This window comes from Olleya aquimaris (genome assembly GCF_003259525.1).
Classification (GTDB): Bacteria; Bacteroidota; Bacteroidia; order Flavobacteriales; family Flavobacteriaceae; genus Olleya; species Olleya aquimaris.
Map to the genome: position 1 here is coordinate 423,799 of NZ_QLLO01000001.1, position 23,065 is coordinate 446,863.

Below are 23,065 nucleotides of genomic sequence, written 5' to 3' on the forward strand. Positions count from 1 at the left end.
AATTAGTAACGCTTTTTAAAACTATAAAGTTTGATGCTTATTGAATCACTAATTTTTTAGTAACCATTGCATCATTTTGTTTAATATTTAAAATATAAACACCAGACTTTAAATTAGAAACATTTAAAGTGTTGTTGTTTAATGTTTCTTTTAAAACTTGTTTTCCTAAAATATCAAAAACAGTTACGTTAACAGTATCAGAACTAGTCGTTGTGATAGTAACGAACCCTGTGTTTGTTGGGTTAGGGTACACGCTAAAGTTTGATTGATTGAATGTGTCTACAGAAAGCGTATTATTACTATTAACAGCACCAGGAGTACCTAAGTCACCACTTCCATAAGGAGTTACCGCTGTAGCCCAATTAGCACCATTATCATTATCAGTAGCATTTAATGTATTAACTGATAATTCCATACTTGCACCTGTTGGGTCTGGAAAAGTTGCGCCATTATCCCAAATAACTTGGTCAATAATAGTTCCACTACATTCAATAATTAAACCGTCAGTACCATTACCTAATGATATATCATTATTATAAGTATAATCTAATGTAAGACCACCATTTGGAGTTGCACCATTACCTATGATTATATATGCATTAGCAGGTATTATAACGGAAGTAGATACTGTATGTGTTTCAGTTGCAGAAGATTCATCTTTTATAATCCAACCAGCAATATCAATCGCTGTTCCTGTTGTATTATACAATTCAAAAAACTCTCCGTTAGGGTCATTACCTGCAGCAGCTGGATTTTGCATAACTTCAGTTATAATTATATCACCTATGTTAGAGCAAACAGCAGCTGGAGTTACAGTACCTGTTGCTGCTACAGTTTCAGTAGTTACACCAGTAGAAGACACCAATATATCACCAGAATATGTGTTTTCAGACAAACCAGAAACCATTCTAGCAAATACCTCAGTGTTATTTGCAGTTCCTCCAGTTTGAGGAACTGTAACTGAAGAAGAAAAAGTACCTCCTGAAGTTAATGATACCTCAAAGTTTGTTGGAGCAGTTACTGTAATATCAGAAGTCAAAAACATGCCCTCAACAAAAAATGAATCTTCTGCAGATGGACCATTTCCAAATTGATAATCTAATGAATTTAAAGAACCCAAAACTGTAATTTGTGGTGTTGCTGGTGATACAGTTCCTGAAACATTAACAGTTTCAGTTGTAGCACCTGTTGATGTAGCAGTAATATCTTCTGTATAAGAATTTGCTGTTAAACCAGCAGCTAATCTAGTATAAATAGTAGTACTAGCAACGCTACCTCCAGTTTGTGTTAAAGTTATTGAGTTTGTAAATCCTGTGCCAGTTGTAAGTGAAATTTCAAAATCTGGGCTAGCTGTATTAAGCACTATATCTGCATTTAGGTTGGTACCTGATACAGTAAATGTGTCTTCAGCTGAAGGTCCATTACCTTCAAAATAATCTAAACCAGTAATTGCTCCACTAACTGTAATTATTGGTGTAGCTGTTGCTGCTTCTATAAAAGCAGTTGTGTCAAATGGCAATACAAGTAGCCCATCAGAAACTTGAATAGTCCAATTTGCTGGATTACCAATTAATGATAGATAGTTTGCAAAAGTAGTTTCAGAATTTCTAGGACCTGAATATGCGCCACCATCAGGGTTTCCAGTTGTTGTAAAAGTAACAAAAGTAGTTCCTTCTACTAACCCTGACCCTGTTAAGTCTCCAAAGTTATTTGCTTCATTTTGAATTCCAGCTAAAAAAGTAGTAGGATTATTTTCATCTGTGCCTAAATACGCAAATAAAGCGTCACCACCCGCAGCTAAATTGACTGTACCTGCACCAACCTGAGTTAAAGTTCCAATTGAAGCACCGTAATTAGGGTTAGTATCAGAGTCCGTGTCAGTAAAAGTAACAACGGTACCTGCTGCTATAGTTGTAGTGATGTCCCACTGAATATTTCCCTCGTTAGAGTCTACAAACCCTCCAGATCCGTTAAGCTCATCATCAGAAAAATAAATAGTTGTTGATGCTGGAATATCTGCTAGTGCAACTATCGCAAAATTGTCGTCTCCATCTGCATTAAAACCTATAAAAGCAATGTCTCCTGTAGATTGTCCAAAAGATAGAGAGGATATTAAAATTGTTAAAAGTAAAAAGTAAAGTTTTTTCATAATTAAAAAGTATAAAATTAGGTTATAAATATACGCAGAAAAATTACTTTTAGCCAATATTTAAGTTAACAATAACACTTCTTTACATTAAAATAATATTGATTTAAAATTTAAATTAAGACAAGTATATTTTTAATAAGCATTTCTTAATGTAACATAGTTATAAGCATTAATTAAATGTTATCTTATTGTTATTAATATCATAAAAATTAAAAGTTTTACTAATAATTTTATCTTTACATTATCAAAATGTTTAGACAATAGAAGCTTAAAGCTTATGGATAAAAAAGACATAAAGATTCTGCTAGTTGATGACGAACCAGATATTTTAGAAATTGTTAGTTATAATTTATCTAATGAAGGATATCAAATCATTACTGCAAAAAACGGGTTAGAAGCTGTAAAAAAAGCTAAAAAGGAAAAGCCACAGCTTATAATTTTGGATGTTATGATGCCAGAAATGGATGGTATTGAAGCTTGTGAAGCTATTAGAAAACTACCAGAATTAAGCACTACGCTTATTACATTTTTAACTGCAAGAGGCGAAGACTATTCTCAAGTTGCTGGGTTTGATGCTGGTGCAGACGATTATATTACTAAGCCCATTAAACCTAAAGTGCTGGTTAGTAAAGTTAAAGCGCTTTTAAGAAGACTTAAACCAATAGAAGGTAATAAATCACTAATTAAAATAGGAAACTTAATTATTAATAGAGAAGAGTATAAGATTGAACTTGATAATCAAGAGATTATTTTGCCAAGAAAAGAATTCGAGCTCTTGTATCTGTTAGCCTCTAAACCTGGAAAAGTTTTTAAAAGAGAAGATATTTTAAATCGTGTTTGGGGTAACGAGGTTGTTGTTGGTGGTCGAACTATAGATGTCCATATTAGAAAACTTAGAGAAAAAATTGGAGACCATGCTTTTAAAACAGTTAAAGGTGTTGGTTATAAATTTGTTGATTAATTGAAACTTAAAAAAACATACAAATTTGCATTAAAAACATCGTTTTTAATCACAATTATTCTTTCGTTTTTAATGAGTGTTTTTTTGTATGCAACTAACCAAGCAATTCCCTTAACGGTATTTATTTTTGCCTTATTAACGTTTTCTTTTTCTTTTTTAGTTATCCAATTTCGAGTAGAAAAATTTATTTACAAACGTATTAATCAAATCTATAAAGACTTAACTCTGTTAGAATCTGTAAGCTTTAGAAAAGACAGCATTACTACAGATATGGCTACGCTTACTAAACAAATAGACAAGTTTGCCAAAAACAAAAAACTTGAAATAGAAACACTTAAAGTTAGAGAAGAATATCGTAAAGAGTTTATGGGTAACATTTCGCATGAACTTAAAACTCCTTTATTTACTGTTCAAGGCTATCTTGAAACCCTTCTTGATGGTGCAATTGATGATAAAAATGTAGCCGAAAAATATCTAAACAGAGCCAATAAAGGCGTGGAACGACTTATTTATATTGTCAAAGATTTGGATATGATTACCAAACTTGAGGTTGGTGATTTAAGTTTAGATATCACAACTTTTGATATTGTACAATTAATTCAAAGTGTTTTTGAGTTGCTAGAAATGAAAGCAGCTAAAAAGAAAATTACCCTAACCTTTGATATGGAATATAACAATCCAATATTGGTAAAAGGCGATGAAGAGCGTATACAGCAAGTATTAACTAATTTAATAGTAAACTCTATTAAATACGGTCAAGAAAAAGGAACCACAGAGATTAGCATAGAACGATTAATAAAAAACAAGGTTATTGTGCGTGTAACGGATAATGGAGAAGGAATAGAAAAACAACACATACCTAGACTGTTTGAGCGTTTTTATAGAGTCGATAAAAGTGGATCGCGTAAAGAAGGTGGCTCTGGTTTAGGACTAGCTATTGTAAAACATATTATTGAAGCACACGACGAAAAAATTTATGTAGAAAGTGAATATAATATTGGTAGCGAATTCTCTTTTACACTAGAAAAGGCTGAATAACTGCTTAAAGTCTATCTCGTTTTCAAAAGTTTTAAATCCAGAATAGTTAGTCAACTTATCTAATTGGCTTAAAGAAAAATCATCTTGATTGCAATATGGTGCAATCTTACTTTTTTCCAAAAATTCAGCTAAATACTCTTGTTCATATTGTCCTGGAGTGGGTATAAAAAAGGCTTGTTTTCCTAATTTAGCTAAATCCATTATTGTAGTGTAGCCAGATCTAGATATAATAATGTCACTATTGTTAATATAATTTTGCAATTCTTCAGTTTCCATAAAATTATAAATTGCAAAAGGTGGTCGGTTTTCAATTACTTGTTTTTCTTCAATTTTGCCTCTCACAAATATTATCAAACCTGGTAAAACTTTAAGTATATCTAATAATTTTTCCTCTAAAATGGTGCGTTGCGGTTCTGGACCAGATAACAATACCATAAACCTGTTTTTTGGCTTAGTTTTAGTCTTTTTTAACCTACTTATTGCACCTATATATTTTATAGTTAATTCCTTGCTTTTAAAATTATGACTCAGTTTTCCGCTTAAATTGGGTTCGCCATCAAAATCAGGAACCCAACATTCATCAAATTTTTTAAGATAATTATCATGTAGTTTAGTGCTTATTTTTGTAGTCATACCGCTTAACACATTTAGCTGATGTGTCATAAAAACAGATGGTACTTTGCTACTATAAACACCCAACCTATTGTCGGATATTATCCCTTCAATTGCATAGTCATGAACAATTTTTCTAATTAATTTATGCTCTGCTTTTATGGCTTTTCTAATTTTAAGAAGTTGTAAAAACAGCAACCATTTAAAAGTACTTTTAGTTTTAGAATACCTAATATTATAACCAGGTAATTCAACAAAAATCAAATCTTTAAATTCTTTTTGCAATAATTGCAAAGCTTCGCCATCACTAGCAATAATAGGGCTAAAACCCTCATCAAGTAATCCATTAATTATAGGAATACAACGTGTGGCATGACCAATTCCCCAATTTAGAGGTGCAACAAGAATTCGTTTTTTCATTTAAATAGTTTCATCAAACTAATTTCAAAGGTAACTATTATAGCCCTAAACTATATTTCCTTAATTTTACACCCTAAACAAGAAATACACAACAGTGGGTAGTAAAAATAAACTGAAAAGATTTAAAGAAAACGAAACCTTTGACAATGTCTTTCAACCAACCAGAGCAGAGTTAGTGGAAGCAGATTACCAATACAAAGGACAATGGAATAAAACTGTTTTTAAAAACAATAATCCTTTAGTCTTAGAGTTGGGATGTGGAAAAGGAGAATACAGTGTAGCTCTAGCCAAAAAATATCCAAACAAAAATTTTATTGGTATTGATATTAAAGGGGCACGTTTTTGGAGAGGTGCTAAAACCGCAATTGAAGAAAATATTCCTAACGTAGCTTTTATTAGAACCCAAATAGAACTAATTGAATACGTTTTTGCAGAAAACGAAGTGGATGAAATCTGGATTACCTTTCCAGACCCACAAATAAAGTATAAACGTACTAAACACAGAATGACTAATTCTCAGTTTTTAAAACGTTATAAACACGTGTTAAAACCTGACGGAATAATGAATTTAAAAACGGATTCCGAGTTTATGCATGGATACACTCTAGGATTATTACATGGCGAAGGTCATGAAGTGCTATATGCTAATAACGATGTGTATAGACAAGAAGGTAGTCCAGAGGAAGTTACTAGCGTGCAAACGTTTTACGAAAACCAATACCTGCAAAAAGACAAACCAATTACGTATATTAGATTTAAAATTAACTAACTTTTGAATCTTACCATCACCTTTTTTATAAGCATGCTTATTGCGTTAATTGGAGTTATTCCGCCTGGATTACTTAATATGACTGCTGCAAAAATTAGTATAAAAGAAGGCTATTCTCGTGGATTAATGTTTTCTATAGGTGTGTGTGTTGTAGTAATTATACAAACCTTAATTGCAGTAATATTTGCAAGATATCTTAGTAAACATCCAGAGATTGTTCAAGTTTTACAACGTGTAGCATTTGTGCTTTTTGTCTTGATTACTATTTACTTTTTAGCATTAGCAAAGCAACAACCAAAATTAAAAGTAGAGCAAGAACGACGTAGTAAACATAGTAGGTTTTTTCAAGGGATGTTTTTATCGTCGTTAAATGTGTTTCCTATTCCGTATCAGGCGTATATGAGTGTTACTTTAGCTAGTTTAGGCTGGTTAACGTTTGATAATGTTAGTATCACATCTTATGTAGCTGGAGCTGCAACTGGGACGTTTGTGATGTTATATGTGTATGTTTTCTTTTTTAAACGCATAAAAAACAAGAAAATCAAATCACAAAAAAACATGAATTACATTATTGGTATCATAACCGGAATTATATCCATTGTGACGTTGATAAACATCATAAAAGATTTATGATACTTCCTTAACTTAATCTCAATTTTAAAGAGAATTACTACTTTGGAAGTAACATGTGATTTATAAAAAAAACACAACACACATGAAACCAGAAACACTCAATTTTTTTGATAAAGTGTATGAAGTAGCCAAGCTAATACCTTATGGTCGTGTAACTAGTTACGGAGCAATTGCTAACTATTTAGGCGCCAAACGTAGTGCCAGAATGGTTGGTTATGCTATGAATGGCTCACATAATAAAGATGTTCCGGCACATCGCGTAGTTAACCGTAAAGGGTTATTAACAGGCAAGCATCATTTTGAGGGTACCAACCTAATGCAACAATTATTAGAAAGTGAAGGCGTTACTGTAATAGACAACCAAATCCAGAATTTTGATGAGGTGTTTTGGGAGCCCTCAAAAGAGTTATAGCTTACACTTATCACACCATAAAAAACATCAAACCAACCACTTCATTCTTCAAGGTTTATGTAGTATATTTGCACTTTAGAATCATTCTGAATTAGAAAATATAAACTAAGAGTAGTAGTTAAGGGTTTGAGTAAAATCTCTTTTCTTTTTTCTCATCTCTTTTTTCTTGAAAAGCATATGAAATTAAACAAACAAGACATACTTAAAGCATTAGAAACCATAACCGTTCCTGGCGAAGGTCAAAATATGGTAGAAAGCGGAGCAGTAACCAATGTGGTAACATTTGCAGATGAGGTGATTGTAGATATCACCATAAAAAATCCAGCACTTCAAGCTCGTAAAAAAACAGAGGTAGAGATATTACAAGCTATTCATAAACAAGTTTATGAAAAAGCAAAGATAAAAGTTAACATTAAAGTAGATGCTCCAGAAAAATCGGCTCCAAATGTCATTAAAGGAAAAGCCATTCCTGGCATCCAAAACATTGTTGCAGTAGCATCAGGTAAGGGTGGAGTTGGAAAATCGACTGTTACAGCAAACCTAGCAGTAACTTTAGCTAAAATGGGCTTTAAAGTGGGTGTGTTAGACGCAGATATTTACGGACCATCTATGCCAATTATGTTTGATGTAGAGCTAGAGCGTCCTTTATCAGTGACTGTTGATGGAAAGTCTAAAATGAAACCTGTAGAAAACTACGGAGTAAAAATTCTTTCAATCGGATTTTTCACTAAACCAGACCAAGCTGTCGTTTGGCGTGGACCTATGGCTGCTAAAGCATTAAACCAAATGATTTTTGATGCAGCTTGGGGAGAATTAGACTTTTTATTAATCGATTTACCTCCTGGTACAGGAGACATACATTTAAGTATCATGCAATCTCTTCCTATTACAGGAGCTGTGGTTGTAAGTACGCCTCAAAATGTAGCTTTAGCAGACGCTAAAAAAGGGGTGGCAATGTTTCAGCAAGACAGCATAAACGTACCTGTTTTGGGAATTATTGAAAATATGGCGTATTTTACTCCAGAAGAATTGCCTGATAATAAATATTACATCTTCGGTAAAGAAGGCGCTAAGCATCTATCAGAAGATTTACAAGTACCACTTTTAGGTCAAATACCTTTAGTTCAAAGCATACGTGAAGCAGGTGATGTTGGTCGTCCAGCAGCTATGCAAACTGCAACACCTTTAGAAAAAGCATTTGAAACTATTACTCAAAATGTGGTGCAACAAGTAGTGGATAGAAATGATAATCTTCCAGCAACCGAAGCAATAAAAATAACCACTATGGCAGGATGTTCTGCAGTTAATAAAAAATAGATGACAACAGAAGAATTAAGATTAAACGTAGAGAAAGCACTAGAGGAAATTCGTCCATTTTTACAAAGTGATGGTGGTGATATTTCATTGTTATCTATAGAAGATGGTAAATTAGTCAAAGTGCAATTAGAAGGCGCATGCGTAGGATGTAGTGTTAACCAAATGACTTTAAAATCTGGTGTAGAAATGACTATAAAAAAATACGCTCCTCAAATAGAACACGTTATAAATGTTGAAGCTTAAACTGACTTTTGTCATAATAAATCAAAGGTTTTGACATTACATTTACTTCCTGAAATTGAAAATTCATGATTAAAACAGATATACTCATTATTGGTGCAGGACCAACAGGTCTTTTTACAGTGTTTGAAGCAGGTTTATTAAAATTAAAGTGTCATTTAATAGATGCACTTCCTCAACCTGGTGGACAATGTTCAGAGATTTATCCAAAAAAACCTATTTATGATATACCTGCATATCCAGAGATATTAGCAGGCGATTTAACAGATAAATTATTAGAACAATGTAAGCAGTTTGAGCCTGGTTTTACATTAGGTGAGCGTGCCGAAACTATTGATAAGCAAGAAGACGGAACTTTTATTGTAACTACAAATAAAGGGACCAAACACCATGCTCCTGTAGTAGCAATAGCAGGTGGATTGGGTAGTTTTGAGCCAAGAAAACCTTTAATTCATAATATTAAAGATTTTGAAGATAAAGGTGTCGAGTATATTATTAAAGATCCAGAAATTTATAGAAATAAAAAAGTAGTTATTGCTGGAGGAGGTGATTCTGCTTTAGACTGGAGTATCTTTTTAAGCGATGTCGCATCAGAAGTAACGTTAATCCATAGACGCAACGAATTTAGAGGGCATTTAGATTCTGTAGAGAAGGTACAAGAACTAAAAAATAAAGGTAAAATTAATTTGGTTACACCAGCAGAAGTCATTGGGCTTTTAGGTGACGAAAAAGTCTCTGGTGTTGTTGTAAAACAAGCTGCACATATTGAAAAAGAATTTGAAATAGAATGCGACCATTTTATTCCATTATTTGGTTTATCGCCAAAATTAGGACCTATTGCAAATTGGGGATTAGAGATTGAAAAAAATGCTATAAAAGTGAATAATGCTTTAGATTACCAAACTAATATTCCTGGTATTTTCGCAATTGGAGATGTAAACACGTATCCAGGAAAATTAAAACTAATTCTTTGTGGTTTTCATGAAGCAACATTAATGTGTCAAGCAGCTTATCAAATTATTAATCCAGGAAAGCGTTATGTATTAAAGTACACAACGGTAAGTGGTATTGATGGATTTGATGGAACACGAAAAGAAGCGCCAAAAGCAGTGGTAAAGAGTATTGAGTAGTTAGTACCTAGTAGTAAGTAAAAATGGCAGTACAAAAATTTGAGGATTTATTGGTTTGGCAAAAATCACAAGATCTAGCAGTTACTATTTATAAATTATTTCAAGATAATAAAGATTTTTCCTTTAGGGATCAAATTAAAAGAGCTGCTGTCTCAATATCAAATAATATTGCTGAAGGATTTGATAGAAATTCCAATGCAGATTTTTCTAGGTTTTTGTATTTTTCTTTAGCATCAAATAGTGAAGTTAGATCAATGCTATATTTATCTATTAGACTGAATTTTTTAAATAAAGAAGAAGCTATACTACTTATTGAAAATACAAATGAAATTTCAAAAATGCTTCATGGCTTAATTAAATCGATAAAAACTAACTACTAGTACCTAACTCCTAATTACTTTTTCCTATGGAACAAGACATAAACATTAAAATAACAGACAGAGATGGTGTTACCCACAACGTGTTAGCACCAACTGATATGGCAATGAACCTTATGGAAGTTGTAAGAAGTTACGAGCTGGCTCCTGAAGGTACTATTGGTGTTTGTGGTGGTATGGCGATGTGTGCAAGTTGCCAATGCTATGTGTTAAGTGATACCCAACTCCCAGAGATGCAAGATGACGAAGAAGCTATGCTAAGTGAAGCGTTTTATGTCAAAGATAATTCACGTTTAGGGTGTCAAATCCAAATAACTCCAGACATGGAAGGTTTGGAAGTAGAGTTGGCTCCAGAAAGTTAATACTATTCCTGCGTAGGCAGGAATCTCAAAATTCAACTAGTTTTGAAGCTATTAATTTTTTAAATTTATAAAATGAGAATATACATTTCCATTTTTATAATTATCTTATTTTATGGCTGTAATAAAACTTCTAATGAAGAAATTATTATTCAAAAAACCTTTGGTAAAGAACTCATAAAAAAGGATAGCTTAAGTATTGAATTAGACTTAGGAAAATACAATACTTTTGATAAGCTATTTGAAAGAACTTCAGAAATTGCTTGTAATGACAGTCTTTCTAAAGTTGTTATAAAAAATAACAATGAAATAAAATCAGTACAGTTGGTTAATTTTTGTTGGGAAAATACTTCTTGCATTCTTATTAAAAGAAAAAATACAATTGAAATTTATAATGATTCAATTTATAAAGCCAATTTGTCTTTTCCGTTAGATAGTTTGAAATCAATCTTGAAAAAAGATATATATAACTATGGTAAGAAATTTAATTATTCTTCAAATCCAGATAAACTATTATTATACCTGTCTTTTGATAATTCTAATATAGAAAAACTAACTAAATATTTAAATTTAGTTACATCTACTTTCGAGAAAATTAGTGATACAATTGATTTGCCAATAGTTTTAAATGAAAAATTAAATACACCACCTCCACCTCCTCCGCCTTTAAAGTGAAGACTACAATTTATCTGTCTTATAATCCACTAATCGTCTAGGACCTTCTAGCAACATTCTTACAATCTGTAAAGTACCATCTTCTTTTGTGGCAATTTGCCATTTAATAAGCGATATGGCTCCATTTTCTAATTCTAAACCTGTAATACTTCTGGGATGGACACAACTACCATCATTAAAAAAAGCAATATCTCCTGGTTCTGGAAATCGTGGTCTATGGGTGTGACCAGTTATAGTAATTAAATTGTTGTTTTCAATAATCCATTTTTTAGTACGACGTTCTACTTTAATTAATTCTTTATAGTTTTTTGCAGGACTGGTTGGATCTGCAATACCCATTACATTTAAGGGTTTCCATAGGACTCGTACCATAAATCTACTCCATTTCCAAAAGGTGTAATTCCACCAATCGGCTTGATGACCATGAGTTAAAAATAGTTCTTGTTGTGTGTCTTTGTGTTTTAAAATTATTGCTTCGTTGTATTTAATGTCACCAAAAAGCTCGACATCTTCACCAACTTTAGGATCAAAATAAGATGATAAGTTTTTCTTTACATACTCTGGATTTCTATAAACCATGTCATGGTTTCCCCAAATTAAATGCAGACGTTGTTGTTTATGAAACAAGCTCATTAACTCATACACGTTTTTATGTGCTTCTAATATAGATTTGAAGGATATGTTTTCCCAAAGTTCGTCTCCATCACCTAATTCTGCGTAGCTAAAACCCTCAACATAATAATGTTTTAACGCATGGTAGTATATGTTTCGATTATTAGAAAAATCGTCAGCAAAACTGTTGTCACCACGATGACAATCGCTAAAAAATATAAATTTAGATTTGTCATCAAAGGGTACAACTTTAGCGTTTTTATAAGCTCTGTTTAATTTTTTTCTCCCTGAAAACATGTAGCTAATTTAGTTGTTCTATTGCAAATGGTAAAATGCGTTCTACAAATTTACTATAGGCTTTTGTAGATGGATGTAAACCGTCAGATGCTACTAGTTCTGGGTCTTCTAAGCCTTGTCTGGTAATGTCTGTTATGTTTACAAAAGTAATATTGTTGGATGCGCAATAGCTTTCCGCGAAAGCGTTATATGTATCTATACCTTGAGAAATATAGGTGTTACCACCACCAAATGGTGTGTAAGCATAATCTGGGATAGAGACCACAATTACCCTATTTTTATCACCTTTGGCTTGTGTGATAGCAGTATTGACCAATTCCGGAAATTCGGTTTCGTATAACGAAAAAGGTCTACTTTGAAATTGATTATTAACTCCAATTAGCAACGTTACTAATTCATAATCTTCAATTAAAATTGTATTGGCTATAGCATTTTTAAGGTTAGTAGTTGTCCAACCAGTTTGGGCAACAATTTTTAAAGAAAACGTATCATTATTAAAAACAGTTGACAAACTGTCTTTTAATTGTTCTGGAAAACGACACGTGTCACAAACACTTTGACCAATAGTATAACTATCACCTAAAGACAATATTTTAAAATGTTGTGGATTGTCTATAGGTGTTTGATCTGTTGTATCTGTTTGAGTTTGGGACATCGAGTTAGATAAGCTACTAGAGTTGGAGCTACAACCAATTGTTAATGATACAATTACAATAAGCTTTAGGTAGATGTTCTTTTTCATAAACTAAATTTACAACTAAAGGGTTGAACAAAAAAATGCTTCCCGTTTAGAGAAGCATTTTTAGTATTTTTTTATTTAAAAGGGTTATCAAAAATAGATATGCGACTTATTTAAAGGCATTTAAACCAGTAACATCCAATCCAGTAATTAATAAATGAATATCGTGTGTACCTTCATAAGTCACTACACTTTCAAGGTTCATCATATGTCTCATAATGCTATATTCTCCACTAATTCCCATTCCACCTAACATTTGTCTAGCATCTCGTGCAATAGTTAAAGCCATATCGACATTATTTCGTTTCGCCATAGAGATTTGTGCTGAGGTAGCTGTACCGTTTTCACGCATCACACCTAATCGCCAAGCTAATAATTGTGCTTTGGTAATTTCGGTAATCATTTCGGCTAATTTTTTTTGTTGCAATTGGAATTGCCCAATAGGTTTTCCAAATTGGATACGCTCTTTACTGTAACGTAAAGCAGTATCATAACAATCCATTGCAGCTCCAATTGCTCCCCAAGCAATACCAAAACGTGCAGAGTCTAAGCATCCTAAAGGTGCTCCTAAACCAGATTTGTTTGGTAATAAGTTTTCTTTTGGGACTTTAACGTTATCAAAAATAAGTTCTCCAGTTGCAGATGCACGAAGCGACCATTTGTTATGTGTTTCTGGCGTTGTAAAACCTTCCATACCACGTTCTACAATTAATCCATGGATACGACCTTCTTCATTCTTTGCCCAAACTACTGCAATGTTACAAAATGGCGAATTTGATATCCACATTTTTGCTCCGTTTAACAAATAATGGTCACCCATATCTTTAAAATTGGTAGTCATTCCACCAGGATTACTTCCATGATCAGGCTCTGTTAAACCAAAACTACCAATCCATTCTCCACTAGCTAATTTAGGTAAATATTTTTGGCGTTGTTCCTCGTTACCATATTTCCAGATAGGATACATCACTAAAGACGATTGCACAGACGCTGTACTACGTACACCAGAGTCGCCACGCTCTATCTCTTGCATAATTAATCCGTAGGCAATTTGGTCTAATCCTGCACCTCCATACTCAACAGGAATGTAAGGTCCAAACGCACCAATTTCTGCCAATCCACCAATAATAGATTTAGGGAATTCTGCTTTTTGAGCAGCTTCTTCGATAATAGGTGAGACATCACGTTTTACCCATTCTCTAGCAGCATCGCGTACTAATTTATGCTCTTCGGTAAGTAATTCGTCTAAGTTGTAATAATCTGGAGCTTCAAATAAATCTGGTTTCATGGTCTTGTTTTAATTGAAAAACAAAAGTAACGAAAACGTTTGCAGAACACAATTTTATCTTACATTTTAAGATAAAATTCTTTAGTCAGATTAATGTAGTCTTGGGTGTATTGGTGTCTTGAAGTTTCAATAATAAGTGTTTCTTTTTTTATTTCGCTTTCGCTGAAAGAAAAGACTATCAAACTTCGTTTTGTTTCTGAAGAAGGTGAACCTTTAATATGTAATATTTTTTTAGGAAACAATGTAACTTTAGAAGCTAATGCAATAAAGTTATCCTCTTCTTTAAACGGAATAACAACAGAAAACACACCATCATCTGTAAGTAATTGAGATACACAATCTAATAGGTGGTCAAAAGGTAAAGCATCAGTAAATCTAGCTAAATCGCGTGGTCCACTTTCTGTTTTATAATCTTCAGAATAAAAAGGAGGGTTAGAAATAATAAGGTCATATTTATCCTCAATTTCTTCGGTAAACTCTGCTAAGTCTGCATGATAACAAAATAAACGGTCGCTCCAAGGAGAGGTTTCAAAATTATCCACACATTGCTCGTATGCTAAATCATCTACTTCTATTGCATCAATAAGTTGAGCAGTACTGCGCTGTGCTAACATTAAAGACAAAACACCAGTTCCTGCACCAATATCTAAAATAGAGAATGGATTGGTGTCTAAAGGTGTCCAAGCGCCTAGTAGGACACTGTCTGTACCAATTTTCATAGCACATTGATCTTGTTGGACTGTAAATTGTTTGAAATTAAAAGGTTTATTCATCCTCTAAATACAATTCAATTAACCCTTCTGGCGTATCTACAAAAATGGTTTTATTAGGTTTGTCGACTTTAGTGATAAACTCGTCATTCATGGGTATTAAAATTTCAATACCATCTCGGTCTATTTCAAATAAAGATTGTGCGGTGGTATCGTTTACACCTTTAATAACTCCTACTGTACCAAAGTTTTTGTCTTCTACATTAAAACCAATAATTTCATGAAAATAAAATTTATCCTCATCTAATTCTGGTAAAAAGCTTAACGGTAGATAGGTTTCACTTTTAATTAGTGCATCTGCATCTGCTTCTGTATCTACATCTTCAAATTTTACACGAAGCAATTCAGATTTATGAAGCTGAGCACTTTCAATAAAAAATGGTACTAAAGTTCCTCTTAAATTAACAAGTATAGAGTCTAAGTTTTCGTATAATTCAGGCTCGTCTGTATCTAGTTTTATAAGCAATTCGCCTTTAAAACTATATTTTTTTACAATTTTCCCTAAAAAAAAGCAATCTTTAATATCCATAGTAAGTTTTTTGCATAAAAAACTCCGATAAGTCTTTATCGGAGTTTAAAAGTATAAAAAAATATTTTTTATTCTTCTTCTTTTGCAGCTTCTAAAGTTTCTACTTCATCAGTAGGGTTTCCTTCAACTTCAGTTTCAGGTACTTCTTCAGCTTCTTCTTCTACAGGAGTTGCTGCAGCGATACGTGCTTCGTTAGCTGCTTTTTCTGCTTCAAAAGCTTTTGCTTTTGCTTCAGCTTCAGCTTTAGATAAGCCTTCTTTTTTAGCTTCTACCTTGCTAGCTTTTTCTTCAACCCAAGCATTAAATTTAGCTTCTGCTTGTTCTTCAGTTAAAGCACCTTTTCTAACTCCACCTGCTAAATGGTTTTTAAGCATAGCACCTTTATAAGATAAAATTGCTTTTGCTGTATCAGTAGGTTGTGCACCATTCTGTAACCATTTTACTGCACCATCAATATCTAAATCGATTGTTGCTGGGTTAGTGTTTGGATTGTAAGCGCCTAGTTTTTCTAAGTATTTACCATCTCTTTTTGCTCTAGCATCTGCTGCTACGATCCAATAGTAAGGTTTCCCTTTTTTACCGTGTCTTTGTAATCTAATTTTTACTGGCATAAATAATTAATTTGTGAGGTTCACGACCTCGATTATTAATAAGTCTGCAAAGATACTATAATTTTTTAATTTTCAAGTTTTTAAAGTAATTCTGTCAAATAAAATTAATTTATTCTATTTTTGATGACGTTAAATGTATTATAATGAAAAGAATATCAATCCTATTGGCTTTATTAATTACGCTAACCTCTTGTGGAGAGGAGCTTGTGTTTAACACACCTGCTTTTATAGGATATAATGGAGAAGCTTATTGGGAGGCCACAAATTATAGGGCTAATGTTGATGATCAAGGCTACTTAACTATTACAGGAATTAGAAATTTAGAAACCATAAATCTAAAGACTACTAACTCTATTGAAGGGTCTTATTTATTAGGGAATACTGTGTCTTCTGCAACTTTTGAAAATCAGCAAGGTACCATTTACTCCACCAACAGTATACCACACCCAAGTGTACAGATATATCCATCTGAAGGCAATATAACTATAACAGAGTTTAACTTAGTAGAGAGAACAGTGTCTGGTACTTTTAGCTTTCATGCATTTGATGTTACTGGATTAAATTCTGAAAACTTTAATAGAGGTTATTTTTATAATGTACCAATATTAAGTATTGGTGTTGCAGATTCTTCTGGTCAAACACAAGCATGTTTAAACGCAATAGCTGTAGCAGCAACAACACAAACTAACTATAATAATGTAGATCCTAATGGACCGCAATACACACAATTTTGTATGGCATATAAAACTGCACTTGAAGTAAAAAAACAAGCATGTGGAGATACCGATGGATCTATTCAGGCTATTATTAATGGGCTTGGAGATTGCTCTAATTAATATAGAATATACTATTTTAAAAAAGCCAACGCAGTCGCGTTGGCTTTTTTTGTTAAATACTCTTAAAAGCATCACAAACACTGTTAAATCGCTTGACAAAAGCGCTTCTGTCTGCTATATTAAGATTGTAGATGTGAAACAATACACATCTTTAAAAAATATATTGAAATTTTAAAATGATAAAAGATATTATGAAGTACACTGAAGAAATTTCTAAAAAGTTAAACGAATTATTAATCAAAAATTATGATGCTGAGAAAGGCTATTTAAATGCAATGGACAATGTCGATAGTGACAGACTTAAAATGTTTTTTAAAAGACGTGCATCAGAAAGAAGTGAATTTGCTAAAGAATTAAGAACAGAAATCTTAAGATATGGTCAAATACCTGAAGATTCGGGTAGTTTTACTGGGACAATGCACAGAAATTGGATGTCATTAAAATCTACTTTCTCTTCTAATAATGAAGAAGCTATTCTAGAAGAAGCTATCAGAGGTGAGGAAGCAAGTCTTGAGACTTATGACGAGTTATTGAAAGAAAATAGCTTACCACCAAGTATTGATAATTTATTGAATAAGCATAGAAATGCAATTCAAGCAGCAATTAATACCGAGAAAGTTCACGAAGAATTAGTGTCATAATTCTAATTAAATATTTAAAAAAGCCAACTGAATTTCAGTTGGCTTTTTTTTGTTTACAACTGTTTATAACTTCACTTTAAAAAAGGGAATATTCTCTGTATTTTTATAAGCTCATATTTTTTAGCAATAAATCACTAAAACTCTTCAATGTATTTAATTTTTGATACCGAAACTACAGGATTACCGAAACGTTGGGATGCACCAATAACAGACGTAGATAATTGGCCAAGATGTATTCAAATTGCATGGCAATTACATGACGAGATGGGTAATTGTATCGAGAGTCAGGATTATTTAGTACAACCTGATGGGTTTAATATTCCATATGATGCGGAGAAAATTCATGGAATCTCTACAGAGTTAGCACAAGAGCAAGGTGTACCCCTTTTAGACGTTTTAGAAAAATTTAATGTTGCTTTAAATAAAACCAAATTTGTTGTTGGTCAAAATGTCAAGTTTGATTTAAATATCATGGGAGCCGAGTTTGTTCGTATGGATATTGCAAATCAACTCCAAGAACTTCCTGTATTGGATACATGTACAGAACATACTGCAGAGCTTTGTAAAATTCCAGGTGGACGTTACGGAAAATTTAAATTACCAACGTTAACCGAGTTGCATCAGTTTTTATTTAATCAACCATTTGCAGAAGCACACAACGCTACAGCAGATGTTGAAGCTACAACACGTTGTTTTTTAGAATTAATTAGACGTAAAGAGTTTACTAAAGAAGAGCTAGACGTTCAACCCGATTATTTTGAGAGATTTAATCGTGAAAACCCACAACCAATACAGTTAATTGGTCTTAAGCATATTAATCTTAAAAAAGAAAGTGCAAAGATTAATGCTAGACTTCAGAAGGAAGAAGCATCAGATATTTCTTCAGAAACGATTAAAGAAAATGTACAAGAGTTAAAATCGGCTAATTTTGTACATCTTCATAATCACTCACAATTTTCTGTTTTACAGTCTACAATGAGTGTTGCAGATTTAGTTACAGAAGCTGCGTCCCACAATATGGAAGCGGTTGCGTTAACGGATCATGCTAACATGATGGGAGCTTTTCATTTTGTTAATGCAGTAAATAAACACAACAAATCTGTTGAAGCTAAAATTGCAGAAGCAGAAGAAAAAGGCGAAACGACAACTGTAAAAAAAATAAAACCCATTATTGGTTGCGAGTTTTTTGTGTGCGAAGATCACTTAGATAAAACCAGAAAAGACAATGGTTATCAAATAGTATTATTAGCAAAAAACAAAAATGGCTACCATAATTTGGCCAAATTATCCTCTCATGCTTTTGTGGATGGCTTTTATTATCTACCAAGAATCGATAAAAAGTTAATCGAACAGTATAAAGACGATTTAATCTGTTTAACAGGAAATTTATATGGTGAAGTCCCAAGTAAAATTTTAAACGTTGGTGAAAACCAAGCAGAGGAAGCTTTGCTGTGGTGGAAAGAATTATTTCAGGATGATTTGTATATCGAGTTGATGCGCCATAATCAAGAAGATGAAAACCGTATAAATCCTACGTTAATTAAATTTTCAGAGCAACATAATATTAAACTTGTTGCCACCAATAACACTTATTACGCCAAACAAGAAGATGCCAATGCACATGATATTTTATTATGTGTTAAAGATGGCGAAAAACAAGCTACTCCAATAGGTAGAGGTCGAGGATATCGATACGGATTACCTAATCAAGACTATTACTTTAAGTCTCAAGAAGAGATGAAAGCACTGTTTAAAGATGTGCCAGAAGCTATTAGTAATATTCAAGAAGTAGTAGATAAAATAGAAGCCTATCAATTAGCTAGAGAAGTCTTATTACCAGCTTTTGATATTCCGGAAGAATTTAAACATGAAGAGGACGAAAAAGATGGTGGTAAACGAGGTGAAAATGCCTTTTTAAGACATCTAACCTACGAAGGAGCAAAAAAACGATATGGTGAAGACTTAACAGATGAAATTAAAGAAAGACTAGATTTTGAACTTGAAGTCATTGAAAACACAGGATATCCAGGTTATTTCTTAATTGTAGAAGATTTTATTCGTGAAGCCAGAAACATGGATGTGTCTGTTGGTCCAGGACGTGGTAGTGCAGCGGGATCAGTGGTTGCTTATTGTTTGTGGATTACCAATATAGACCCCTTAAAATACAACTTACTTTTTGAGCGTTTTTTAAATCCAGACCGTATTAGTATGCCAGATATTGATATCGATTTTGATGACGAAGGTCGAAGTCGTGTCATGGATTACGTGATCAAAAAATATGGAAGTAACCAAGTCGCACAAATCATTACTTATGGGACTATGGCTGCAAAATCTAGTATTCGAGATACTGCGCGTGTATTAGATTTACCATTGTTTGATGCAGATAGAATAGCTAAGTTAATTCCAACCATGTCTAAGCTTGGAAAAATATTTGGATTAAGCGAAAAAGAATTAGGTCAAAAATTTAGAGCTGAAGATTTAGAAAAAGTCAATCAACTTTTAAACATATCCGAAGGAGATGATCTGGAAGCAGAAACAGTAAATTTAGCAAGAACCTTAGAAGGATCGGTTAGAAACACTGGTATTCACGCTTGTGGTGTGATTATTACACCAGACGACATTACCAAATTTGTGCCTGTTGCTACTGCAAAAGATTCCGACCTGTATGTCACACAGTTTGATAACTCGGTTGTTGAGGATGCAGGATTGCTTAAAATGGACTTTTTAGGACTAAAAACCTTAACATTAATAAAAGATACGGTTAAGATTGTAAAAGCAAAACATGGTATTCAGTTAGATCCTGAAAATTTTCCACTAGATGATGCTAAGACCTTTGAGTTATTCCAACGAGGTGAAACAGTGGGAGTGTTTCAATATGAATCTCCTGGAATGCAAAAGCATTTAAAAGACTTAAAACCTACAGTTTTTGACGACTTAATTGCAATGAATGCACTGTACAGACCTGGTCCAATGGAATACATACCAAGTTTTGTGCGTAGAAAACATGGTGATGAAGATATAGAGTACGACTTACCAGCAATGGAAGAGTACTTAAAAGAAACCTACGGAATTACTGTCTACCAAGAGCAAGTGATGTTATTGTCACAAAAACTAGCAGACTTTACCAAAGGTGAAGCAGATGTTTTACGTAAAGCAATGGGTAAAAAGCAAATTGCGGTTTTGGATAAAATGAAACCAAAGTTTATCGAGCAAGCTAGTGCCAAAGGACATGACGCTAAAAAACTTGAAAAAATTTGGAAAGATTGGGAAGCATTTGCAAGTTACGCCTTTAACAAATCGCACTCGACGTGTTATGCTTGGATTGCCTACCAAACCGCCTATTTAAAAGCGCATTACCCAGGAGAGTATATGGCAGCAGTACTGTCTAATAATATGAATGACATCAAACAGGTGACGTTTTTTATGGAAGAGTGTAAGCGTATGAAATTATCTGTTTTAGGTCCAGATGTCAACGAATCTTTTTACAAGTTTTCTGTAAATAAAGATAATGCGGTACGATTTGGAATGGGAGCTATAAAAGGAGTGGGACATGGCGCAGTAATGACTATTGTCGAAAATCGAAAAAAAGATGGACCTTACACCTCAATTTTTGATTTAGCAAAACGAATAGATTTGCGAGCTGCTAATAAAAAAGCGTTTGAAAATCTTGCTCTCGCAGGAGGTTTTGACGAATTAGGAGATACACATCGTGCACAATATTTCTTTAAAGACGGAAGTGATTTAACCTTTTTAGAAAAAGCCATTAAGTATGGTGCAAAACACCAAGAAAACGAGAACTCAGCCCAAGTTAGTCTGTTTGGTGGCGAAAGTGAAGTTCAAATAGAAGAACCTCTAATTCCAGAATGTGAAACTTGGGGAACTATGGAGAAACTAGCTAAAGAACGTGAAGTTGTCGGTGTATACATATCTGGACATCCTTTGGATGATTTTAGAACAGAAATGAAAACATTCTGTAATGCTAGTTTAGCCTTGTTTAACGATTTAGAATCTTATGTAAATCGAGAGCTAACTTTTGGAGGTGTTGTAACAGATGTACAGCATAGGGTAAGTAAACAAGGAAAAGGTTGGGCGTTATTTACAGTTGAAGATTATACAGATACCTTTGAGTTTAGAATTTTTGGAGAAGAATATTTAAAGTTTAGACATTTCCTGCTAAAAAATAATTTTGTCTATGTCAAAGTCTTTGTTAGGGAAGGTTGGGTTAATCGCGATACTGGTAAAAAAAGCGAACCACGATTGCAGTTTAACAACTTTCAGTTGTTACATGATGTTATGGAGACCTATGCTAAAAAACTATCCATTCAATTAAATATCAAAGAATTAGAAACCGGTAAAATCCAAAAGTTAAAAGAACTTATCCAAATGCATCCAGGTAATCAGTCTTTAAATTTTGTGATTTACGATAACAGAGACCAAATTAAACTAACCATGCCAAGTCGAAAACAAAAAGTAAAGGTTAGCCAAGAGTTATTAAGCGAGTTAGAAAGCGAACAAGTTTATTTTAAATTAAACTAAATAGTCGGCTACTTTTTAATTATATAAAAGCAAACAATAACGTAATAGTCAAAACAAATTGTCAGGTTGTAAGCTTTGGCAAAATTTTTGACTAATATTGCATATAAACACCTAGTATAACACATTAAAATATAATATTATGGCATTAGAAATTACAGATGCAAACTTTGAAGAAACAGTATTAAACAGCGATAAGCCAGTAATGGTTGACTTTTGGGCAGCTTGGTGTGGACCTTGTCGTATGGTTGGACCAATCATTGACGAGTTAAGTACAGAATACGATGGTAAAGCTGTAGTTGGTAAATTAGACGTAGATGCAAATCAAGAATTTGCTGCTAAATATGGTGTGCGTAACATCCCAACGGTTTTAGTATTTCAAAACGGTGAAGTTGTAGGACGTCAAGTTGGAGTGGCTCCTAAAAAAGCTTATGCAGACGCAATAGATGCGTTACTGTAAAATATATTCATAAAGAATTGATAAAGGTTTGCTGTAATGGCAAACCTTTTTTTATTTTAGTTAAAAATTAAGAAATACAAATACAATGAGTAAAAAGACAAAAGTTCAAGACGCAATTGACAGTAAATTATTAGAAGAACGTAAAGTGTTTTTATGGGGAATGGTAGATGACAAATCGGCAAAACACGTTATTGATAGACTGTTATATTTAGATAGTATAGACACTAAGGATATTACACTATATATTAATAGTCCTGGTGGTTATGTCACTTCTGGTTTTGCAATGTATGATTGTATTAAATCACTTAATAGTGACGTGTCTACAGTTTGCACAGGGTTAGCTGCATCAATGGGATCTATTTTATTATCTGTGGGTGCTAAAGGAAAACGTTTTATCCAGCCACATGCTAGAGTTATGATACATCAACCAAGTGGAGGAGCACGTGGACAAGCAAGTGATATAGAAATTACTGCTCAAGAAATTTTAAAAACCAAAGAATTAAGTGCGCGTATTTTAGCTGAAAATTGTGGGCAAACCTTTGAGAAAATTATGAAAGACTTTAATCGTGATCATTGGATGGGAGCAGAAGAGTCTGTTGCTTATGGTATTGTAGATGGAATAGCTAAATAAGACAATAGAGTTTAGATATAAGAGAA

General features: G+C 33.1%; 24 protein-coding genes. 16 read left to right on the plus strand and 8 right to left on the minus strand.

The genetic code is table 11. The features are described 5' to 3' along the window. Positions 1-37 precede the first annotated feature (37 nt). On the minus strand, positions 38-2,149 hold the full coding sequence (locus LY08_RS01945; protein WP_111658753.1) for a T9SS type A sorting domain-containing protein: 2,112 nt from the start codon (positions 2,147-2,149) through the stop codon (positions 38-40). Positions 2,150-2,426: 277 nt separating this feature from the next. On the opposite strand from LY08_RS01945, the gene LY08_RS01950 reads away from it, so the two are divergent. Next, positions 2,427-3,110 (plus strand): response regulator transcription factor, encoded by a 684-nt coding sequence (locus LY08_RS01950; RefSeq protein ID WP_111658754.1) that lies wholly within the window; start codon positions 2,427-2,429, stop codon positions 3,108-3,110. After that, positions 3,111-4,148 (plus strand): sensor histidine kinase, encoded by a 1,038-nt coding sequence (locus LY08_RS01955; RefSeq protein ID WP_245907534.1) that lies wholly within the window; start codon positions 3,111-3,113, stop codon positions 4,146-4,148. Here LY08_RS01955 and LY08_RS01960 read toward each other — a convergent pair. After that, positions 4,131-5,180 carry a glycosyltransferase gene (locus LY08_RS01960; protein ID WP_111658755.1) on the minus strand — a complete coding sequence of 350 codons (1,050 nt, stop codon included), beginning with the start codon at positions 5,178-5,180 and terminating at the stop codon, positions 4,131-4,133. The genes LY08_RS01955 and LY08_RS01960 overlap by 18 nt on opposite strands. A gap of 94 nt (positions 5,181-5,274) precedes the next feature. On the opposite strand from LY08_RS01960, the gene trmB reads away from it, so the two are divergent. The 9 genes from trmB to LY08_RS02005 all read left to right on the plus strand — a co-directional run bounded on the left by trmB (position 5,275) and on the right by LY08_RS02005 (position 11,092). Then, positions 5,275-5,949 carry a tRNA (guanosine(46)-N7)-methyltransferase TrmB gene (trmB, locus tag LY08_RS01965; protein ID WP_111658756.1) on the plus strand — a complete coding sequence of 225 codons (675 nt, stop codon included), beginning with the start codon at positions 5,275-5,277 and terminating at the stop codon, positions 5,947-5,949. A 3-nt stretch (positions 5,950-5,952) separates the two neighbouring features. Then, positions 5,953-6,582 (plus strand): LysE family transporter, encoded by a 630-nt coding sequence (locus LY08_RS01970; RefSeq protein WP_111658757.1) that lies wholly within the window; start codon positions 5,953-5,955, stop codon positions 6,580-6,582. Between the two features lie 82 nt (positions 6,583-6,664). Beyond that, positions 6,665-6,994 carry an MGMT family protein gene (locus tag LY08_RS01975; protein WP_111658758.1) on the plus strand — a complete coding sequence of 110 codons (330 nt, stop codon included), beginning with the start codon at positions 6,665-6,667 and terminating at the stop codon, positions 6,992-6,994. 177 nt (positions 6,995-7,171) lie between these two features. Next, positions 7,172-8,311: an Mrp/NBP35 family ATP-binding protein gene (locus LY08_RS01980; protein WP_111658759.1), complete on the plus strand. Its 1,140-nt coding sequence runs from the start codon at positions 7,172-7,174 to the stop codon at positions 8,309-8,311. Beyond that, positions 8,312-8,554 (plus strand): NifU family protein, encoded by a 243-nt coding sequence (locus LY08_RS01985; RefSeq protein WP_111658760.1) that lies wholly within the window; start codon positions 8,312-8,314, stop codon positions 8,552-8,554. Between the two features lie 65 nt (positions 8,555-8,619). Then, positions 8,620-9,681: an NAD(P)/FAD-dependent oxidoreductase gene (locus tag LY08_RS01990; RefSeq protein ID WP_111658761.1), complete on the plus strand. Its 1,062-nt coding sequence runs from the start codon at positions 8,620-8,622 to the stop codon at positions 9,679-9,681. 23 nt (positions 9,682-9,704) lie between these two features. Then, the gene (locus LY08_RS01995; RefSeq protein WP_111658762.1) at positions 9,705-10,061 is read left to right on the plus strand and encodes a four helix bundle protein; all 357 of its coding nucleotides are present in this window, start codon (positions 9,705-9,707) and stop codon (positions 10,059-10,061) included. A 26-nt stretch (positions 10,062-10,087) separates the two neighbouring features. Further along, positions 10,088-10,420 carry a 2Fe-2S iron-sulfur cluster-binding family protein gene (locus LY08_RS02000; RefSeq protein ID WP_111658763.1) on the plus strand — a complete coding sequence of 111 codons (333 nt, stop codon included), beginning with the start codon at positions 10,088-10,090 and terminating at the stop codon, positions 10,418-10,420. A 72-nt stretch (positions 10,421-10,492) separates the two neighbouring features. After that, positions 10,493-11,092: a P-loop NTPase family protein gene (locus LY08_RS02005; protein WP_111658764.1), complete on the plus strand. Its 600-nt coding sequence runs from the start codon at positions 10,493-10,495 to the stop codon at positions 11,090-11,092. Between the two features lie 3 nt (positions 11,093-11,095). Here the strand turns inward: LY08_RS02005 and LY08_RS02010 are convergent, their stop codons facing one another. The 6 genes from LY08_RS02010 to LY08_RS02035 form a co-directional block, all read right to left on the minus strand. Beyond that, on the minus strand, positions 11,096-12,001 hold the full coding sequence (locus LY08_RS02010; protein WP_111658765.1) for a metallophosphoesterase: 906 nt from the start codon (positions 11,999-12,001) through the stop codon (positions 11,096-11,098). A gap of 4 nt (positions 12,002-12,005) precedes the next feature. Next, entirely contained in the window at positions 12,006-12,743 is a 738-nt protein-coding gene (locus LY08_RS02015; protein WP_111658766.1) for an SGNH/GDSL hydrolase family protein, read from the minus strand. Between the two features lie 106 nt (positions 12,744-12,849). Further along, positions 12,850-14,028, minus strand: a complete 1,179-nt coding sequence (locus LY08_RS02020; protein ID WP_111658767.1) for an acyl-CoA dehydrogenase family protein — start codon at positions 14,026-14,028, stop codon at positions 12,850-12,852. A 59-nt stretch (positions 14,029-14,087) separates the two neighbouring features. Continuing rightward, positions 14,088-14,801, minus strand: coding sequence for a tRNA1(Val) (adenine(37)-N6)-methyltransferase (locus tag LY08_RS02025; protein WP_111658768.1), 714 nt, complete (start codon positions 14,799-14,801; stop codon positions 14,088-14,090). Further along, positions 14,794-15,327: a ribosome maturation factor RimM gene (gene rimM / locus LY08_RS02030; RefSeq protein WP_111658769.1), complete on the minus strand. Its 534-nt coding sequence runs from the start codon at positions 15,325-15,327 to the stop codon at positions 14,794-14,796. The genes LY08_RS02025 and rimM overlap by 8 nt, the downstream gene beginning before the upstream one ends. A 68-nt stretch (positions 15,328-15,395) precedes the next feature. Beyond that, entirely contained in the window at positions 15,396-15,938 is a 543-nt protein-coding gene (locus LY08_RS02035) for a 30S ribosomal protein S16 (protein WP_111658770.1), read from the minus strand. Between the two features lie 143 nt (positions 15,939-16,081). Here LY08_RS02035 and LY08_RS02040 point away from each other — a divergent pair, with 143 nt between their 5' ends. The 5 genes from LY08_RS02040 (at position 16,082) to LY08_RS02060 (ending at position 23,039) form a co-directional block, all read left to right on the plus strand. Beyond that, positions 16,082-16,774 carry a DUF6252 family protein gene (locus LY08_RS02040; RefSeq protein ID WP_111658771.1) on the plus strand — a complete coding sequence of 231 codons (693 nt, stop codon included), beginning with the start codon at positions 16,082-16,084 and terminating at the stop codon, positions 16,772-16,774. Positions 16,775-16,965: 191 nt separating this feature from the next. Further along, the gene (locus LY08_RS02045) at positions 16,966-17,415 is read left to right on the plus strand and encodes a ferritin-like domain-containing protein (protein ID WP_111658886.1); all 450 of its coding nucleotides are present in this window, start codon (positions 16,966-16,968) and stop codon (positions 17,413-17,415) included. Positions 17,416-17,562: 147 nt separating this feature from the next. Beyond that, positions 17,563-21,951, plus strand: coding sequence for a DNA polymerase III subunit alpha (gene dnaE / locus LY08_RS02050; protein WP_111658772.1), 4,389 nt, complete (start codon positions 17,563-17,565; stop codon positions 21,949-21,951). A 139-nt stretch (positions 21,952-22,090) separates the two neighbouring features. Then, on the plus strand, positions 22,091-22,408 hold the full coding sequence (gene trxA / locus LY08_RS02055) for a thioredoxin (protein ID WP_111658773.1): 318 nt from the start codon (positions 22,091-22,093) through the stop codon (positions 22,406-22,408). 85 nt (positions 22,409-22,493) lie between these two features. Continuing rightward, positions 22,494-23,039 carry a ClpP family protease gene (locus tag LY08_RS02060; RefSeq protein ID WP_111658774.1) on the plus strand — a complete coding sequence of 182 codons (546 nt, stop codon included), beginning with the start codon at positions 22,494-22,496 and terminating at the stop codon, positions 23,037-23,039. The last annotated feature ends 26 nt before the right edge of the window (positions 23,040-23,065 follow it).

Bases quoted from the DNA above. Each gene is read 5' to 3' on its own strand.
- LY08_RS02020 (WP_111658767.1), bottom strand. From the start codon at position 14,028: ATGAAACCAGATTTATTTGAAGCTCCAGATTATTACAACTTAGACGAA.
- LY08_RS02040 (WP_111658771.1), top strand. From the start codon at position 16,082: ATGAAAAGAATATCAATCCTATTGGCTTTATTAATTACGCTAACCTCT.
- LY08_RS02025 (WP_111658768.1), bottom strand. From the start codon at position 14,801: ATGAATAAACCTTTTAATTTCAAACAATTTACAGTCCAACAAGATCAA.
- LY08_RS01995 (WP_111658762.1), top strand. From the start codon at position 9,705: ATGGCAGTACAAAAATTTGAGGATTTATTGGTTTGGCAAAAATCACAA.
- LY08_RS01950 (WP_111658754.1), top strand. From the start codon at position 2,427: ATGGATAAAAAAGACATAAAGATTCTGCTAGTTGATGACGAACCAGAT.
- LY08_RS01960 (WP_111658755.1), bottom strand. From the start codon at position 5,180: ATGAAAAAACGAATTCTTGTTGCACCTCTAAATTGGGGAATTGGTCAT.
- rimM (WP_111658769.1), bottom strand. From the start codon at position 15,327: ATGGATATTAAAGATTGCTTTTTTTTAGGGAAAATTGTAAAAAAATAT.
- LY08_RS01990 (WP_111658761.1), top strand. From the start codon at position 8,620: ATGATTAAAACAGATATACTCATTATTGGTGCAGGACCAACAGGTCTT.
- LY08_RS02000 (WP_111658763.1), top strand. From the start codon at position 10,088: ATGGAACAAGACATAAACATTAAAATAACAGACAGAGATGGTGTTACC.
- dnaE (WP_111658772.1), top strand. From the start codon at position 17,563: ATGTATTTAATTTTTGATACCGAAACTACAGGATTACCGAAACGTTGG.
- LY08_RS01945 (WP_111658753.1), bottom strand. From the start codon at position 2,149: ATGAAAAAACTTTACTTTTTACTTTTAACAATTTTAATATCCTCTCTA.
- LY08_RS01975 (WP_111658758.1), top strand. From the start codon at position 6,665: ATGAAACCAGAAACACTCAATTTTTTTGATAAAGTGTATGAAGTAGCC.
- LY08_RS01985 (WP_111658760.1), top strand. From the start codon at position 8,312: ATGACAACAGAAGAATTAAGATTAAACGTAGAGAAAGCACTAGAGGAA.
- LY08_RS02015 (WP_111658766.1), bottom strand. From the start codon at position 12,743: ATGAAAAAGAACATCTACCTAAAGCTTATTGTAATTGTATCATTAACA.
- LY08_RS01980 (WP_111658759.1), top strand. From the start codon at position 7,172: ATGAAATTAAACAAACAAGACATACTTAAAGCATTAGAAACCATAACC.
- LY08_RS02010 (WP_111658765.1), bottom strand. From the start codon at position 12,001: ATGTTTTCAGGGAGAAAAAAATTAAACAGAGCTTATAAAAACGCTAAA.
- LY08_RS02035 (WP_111658770.1), bottom strand. From the start codon at position 15,938: ATGCCAGTAAAAATTAGATTACAAAGACACGGTAAAAAAGGGAAACCT.
- LY08_RS02060 (WP_111658774.1), top strand. From the start codon at position 22,494: ATGAGTAAAAAGACAAAAGTTCAAGACGCAATTGACAGTAAATTATTA.
- trxA (WP_111658773.1), top strand. From the start codon at position 22,091: ATGGCATTAGAAATTACAGATGCAAACTTTGAAGAAACAGTATTAAAC.
- LY08_RS02005 (WP_111658764.1), top strand. From the start codon at position 10,493: ATGAGAATATACATTTCCATTTTTATAATTATCTTATTTTATGGCTGT.
- LY08_RS02045 (WP_111658886.1), top strand. From the start codon at position 16,966: ATGAAGTACACTGAAGAAATTTCTAAAAAGTTAAACGAATTATTAATC.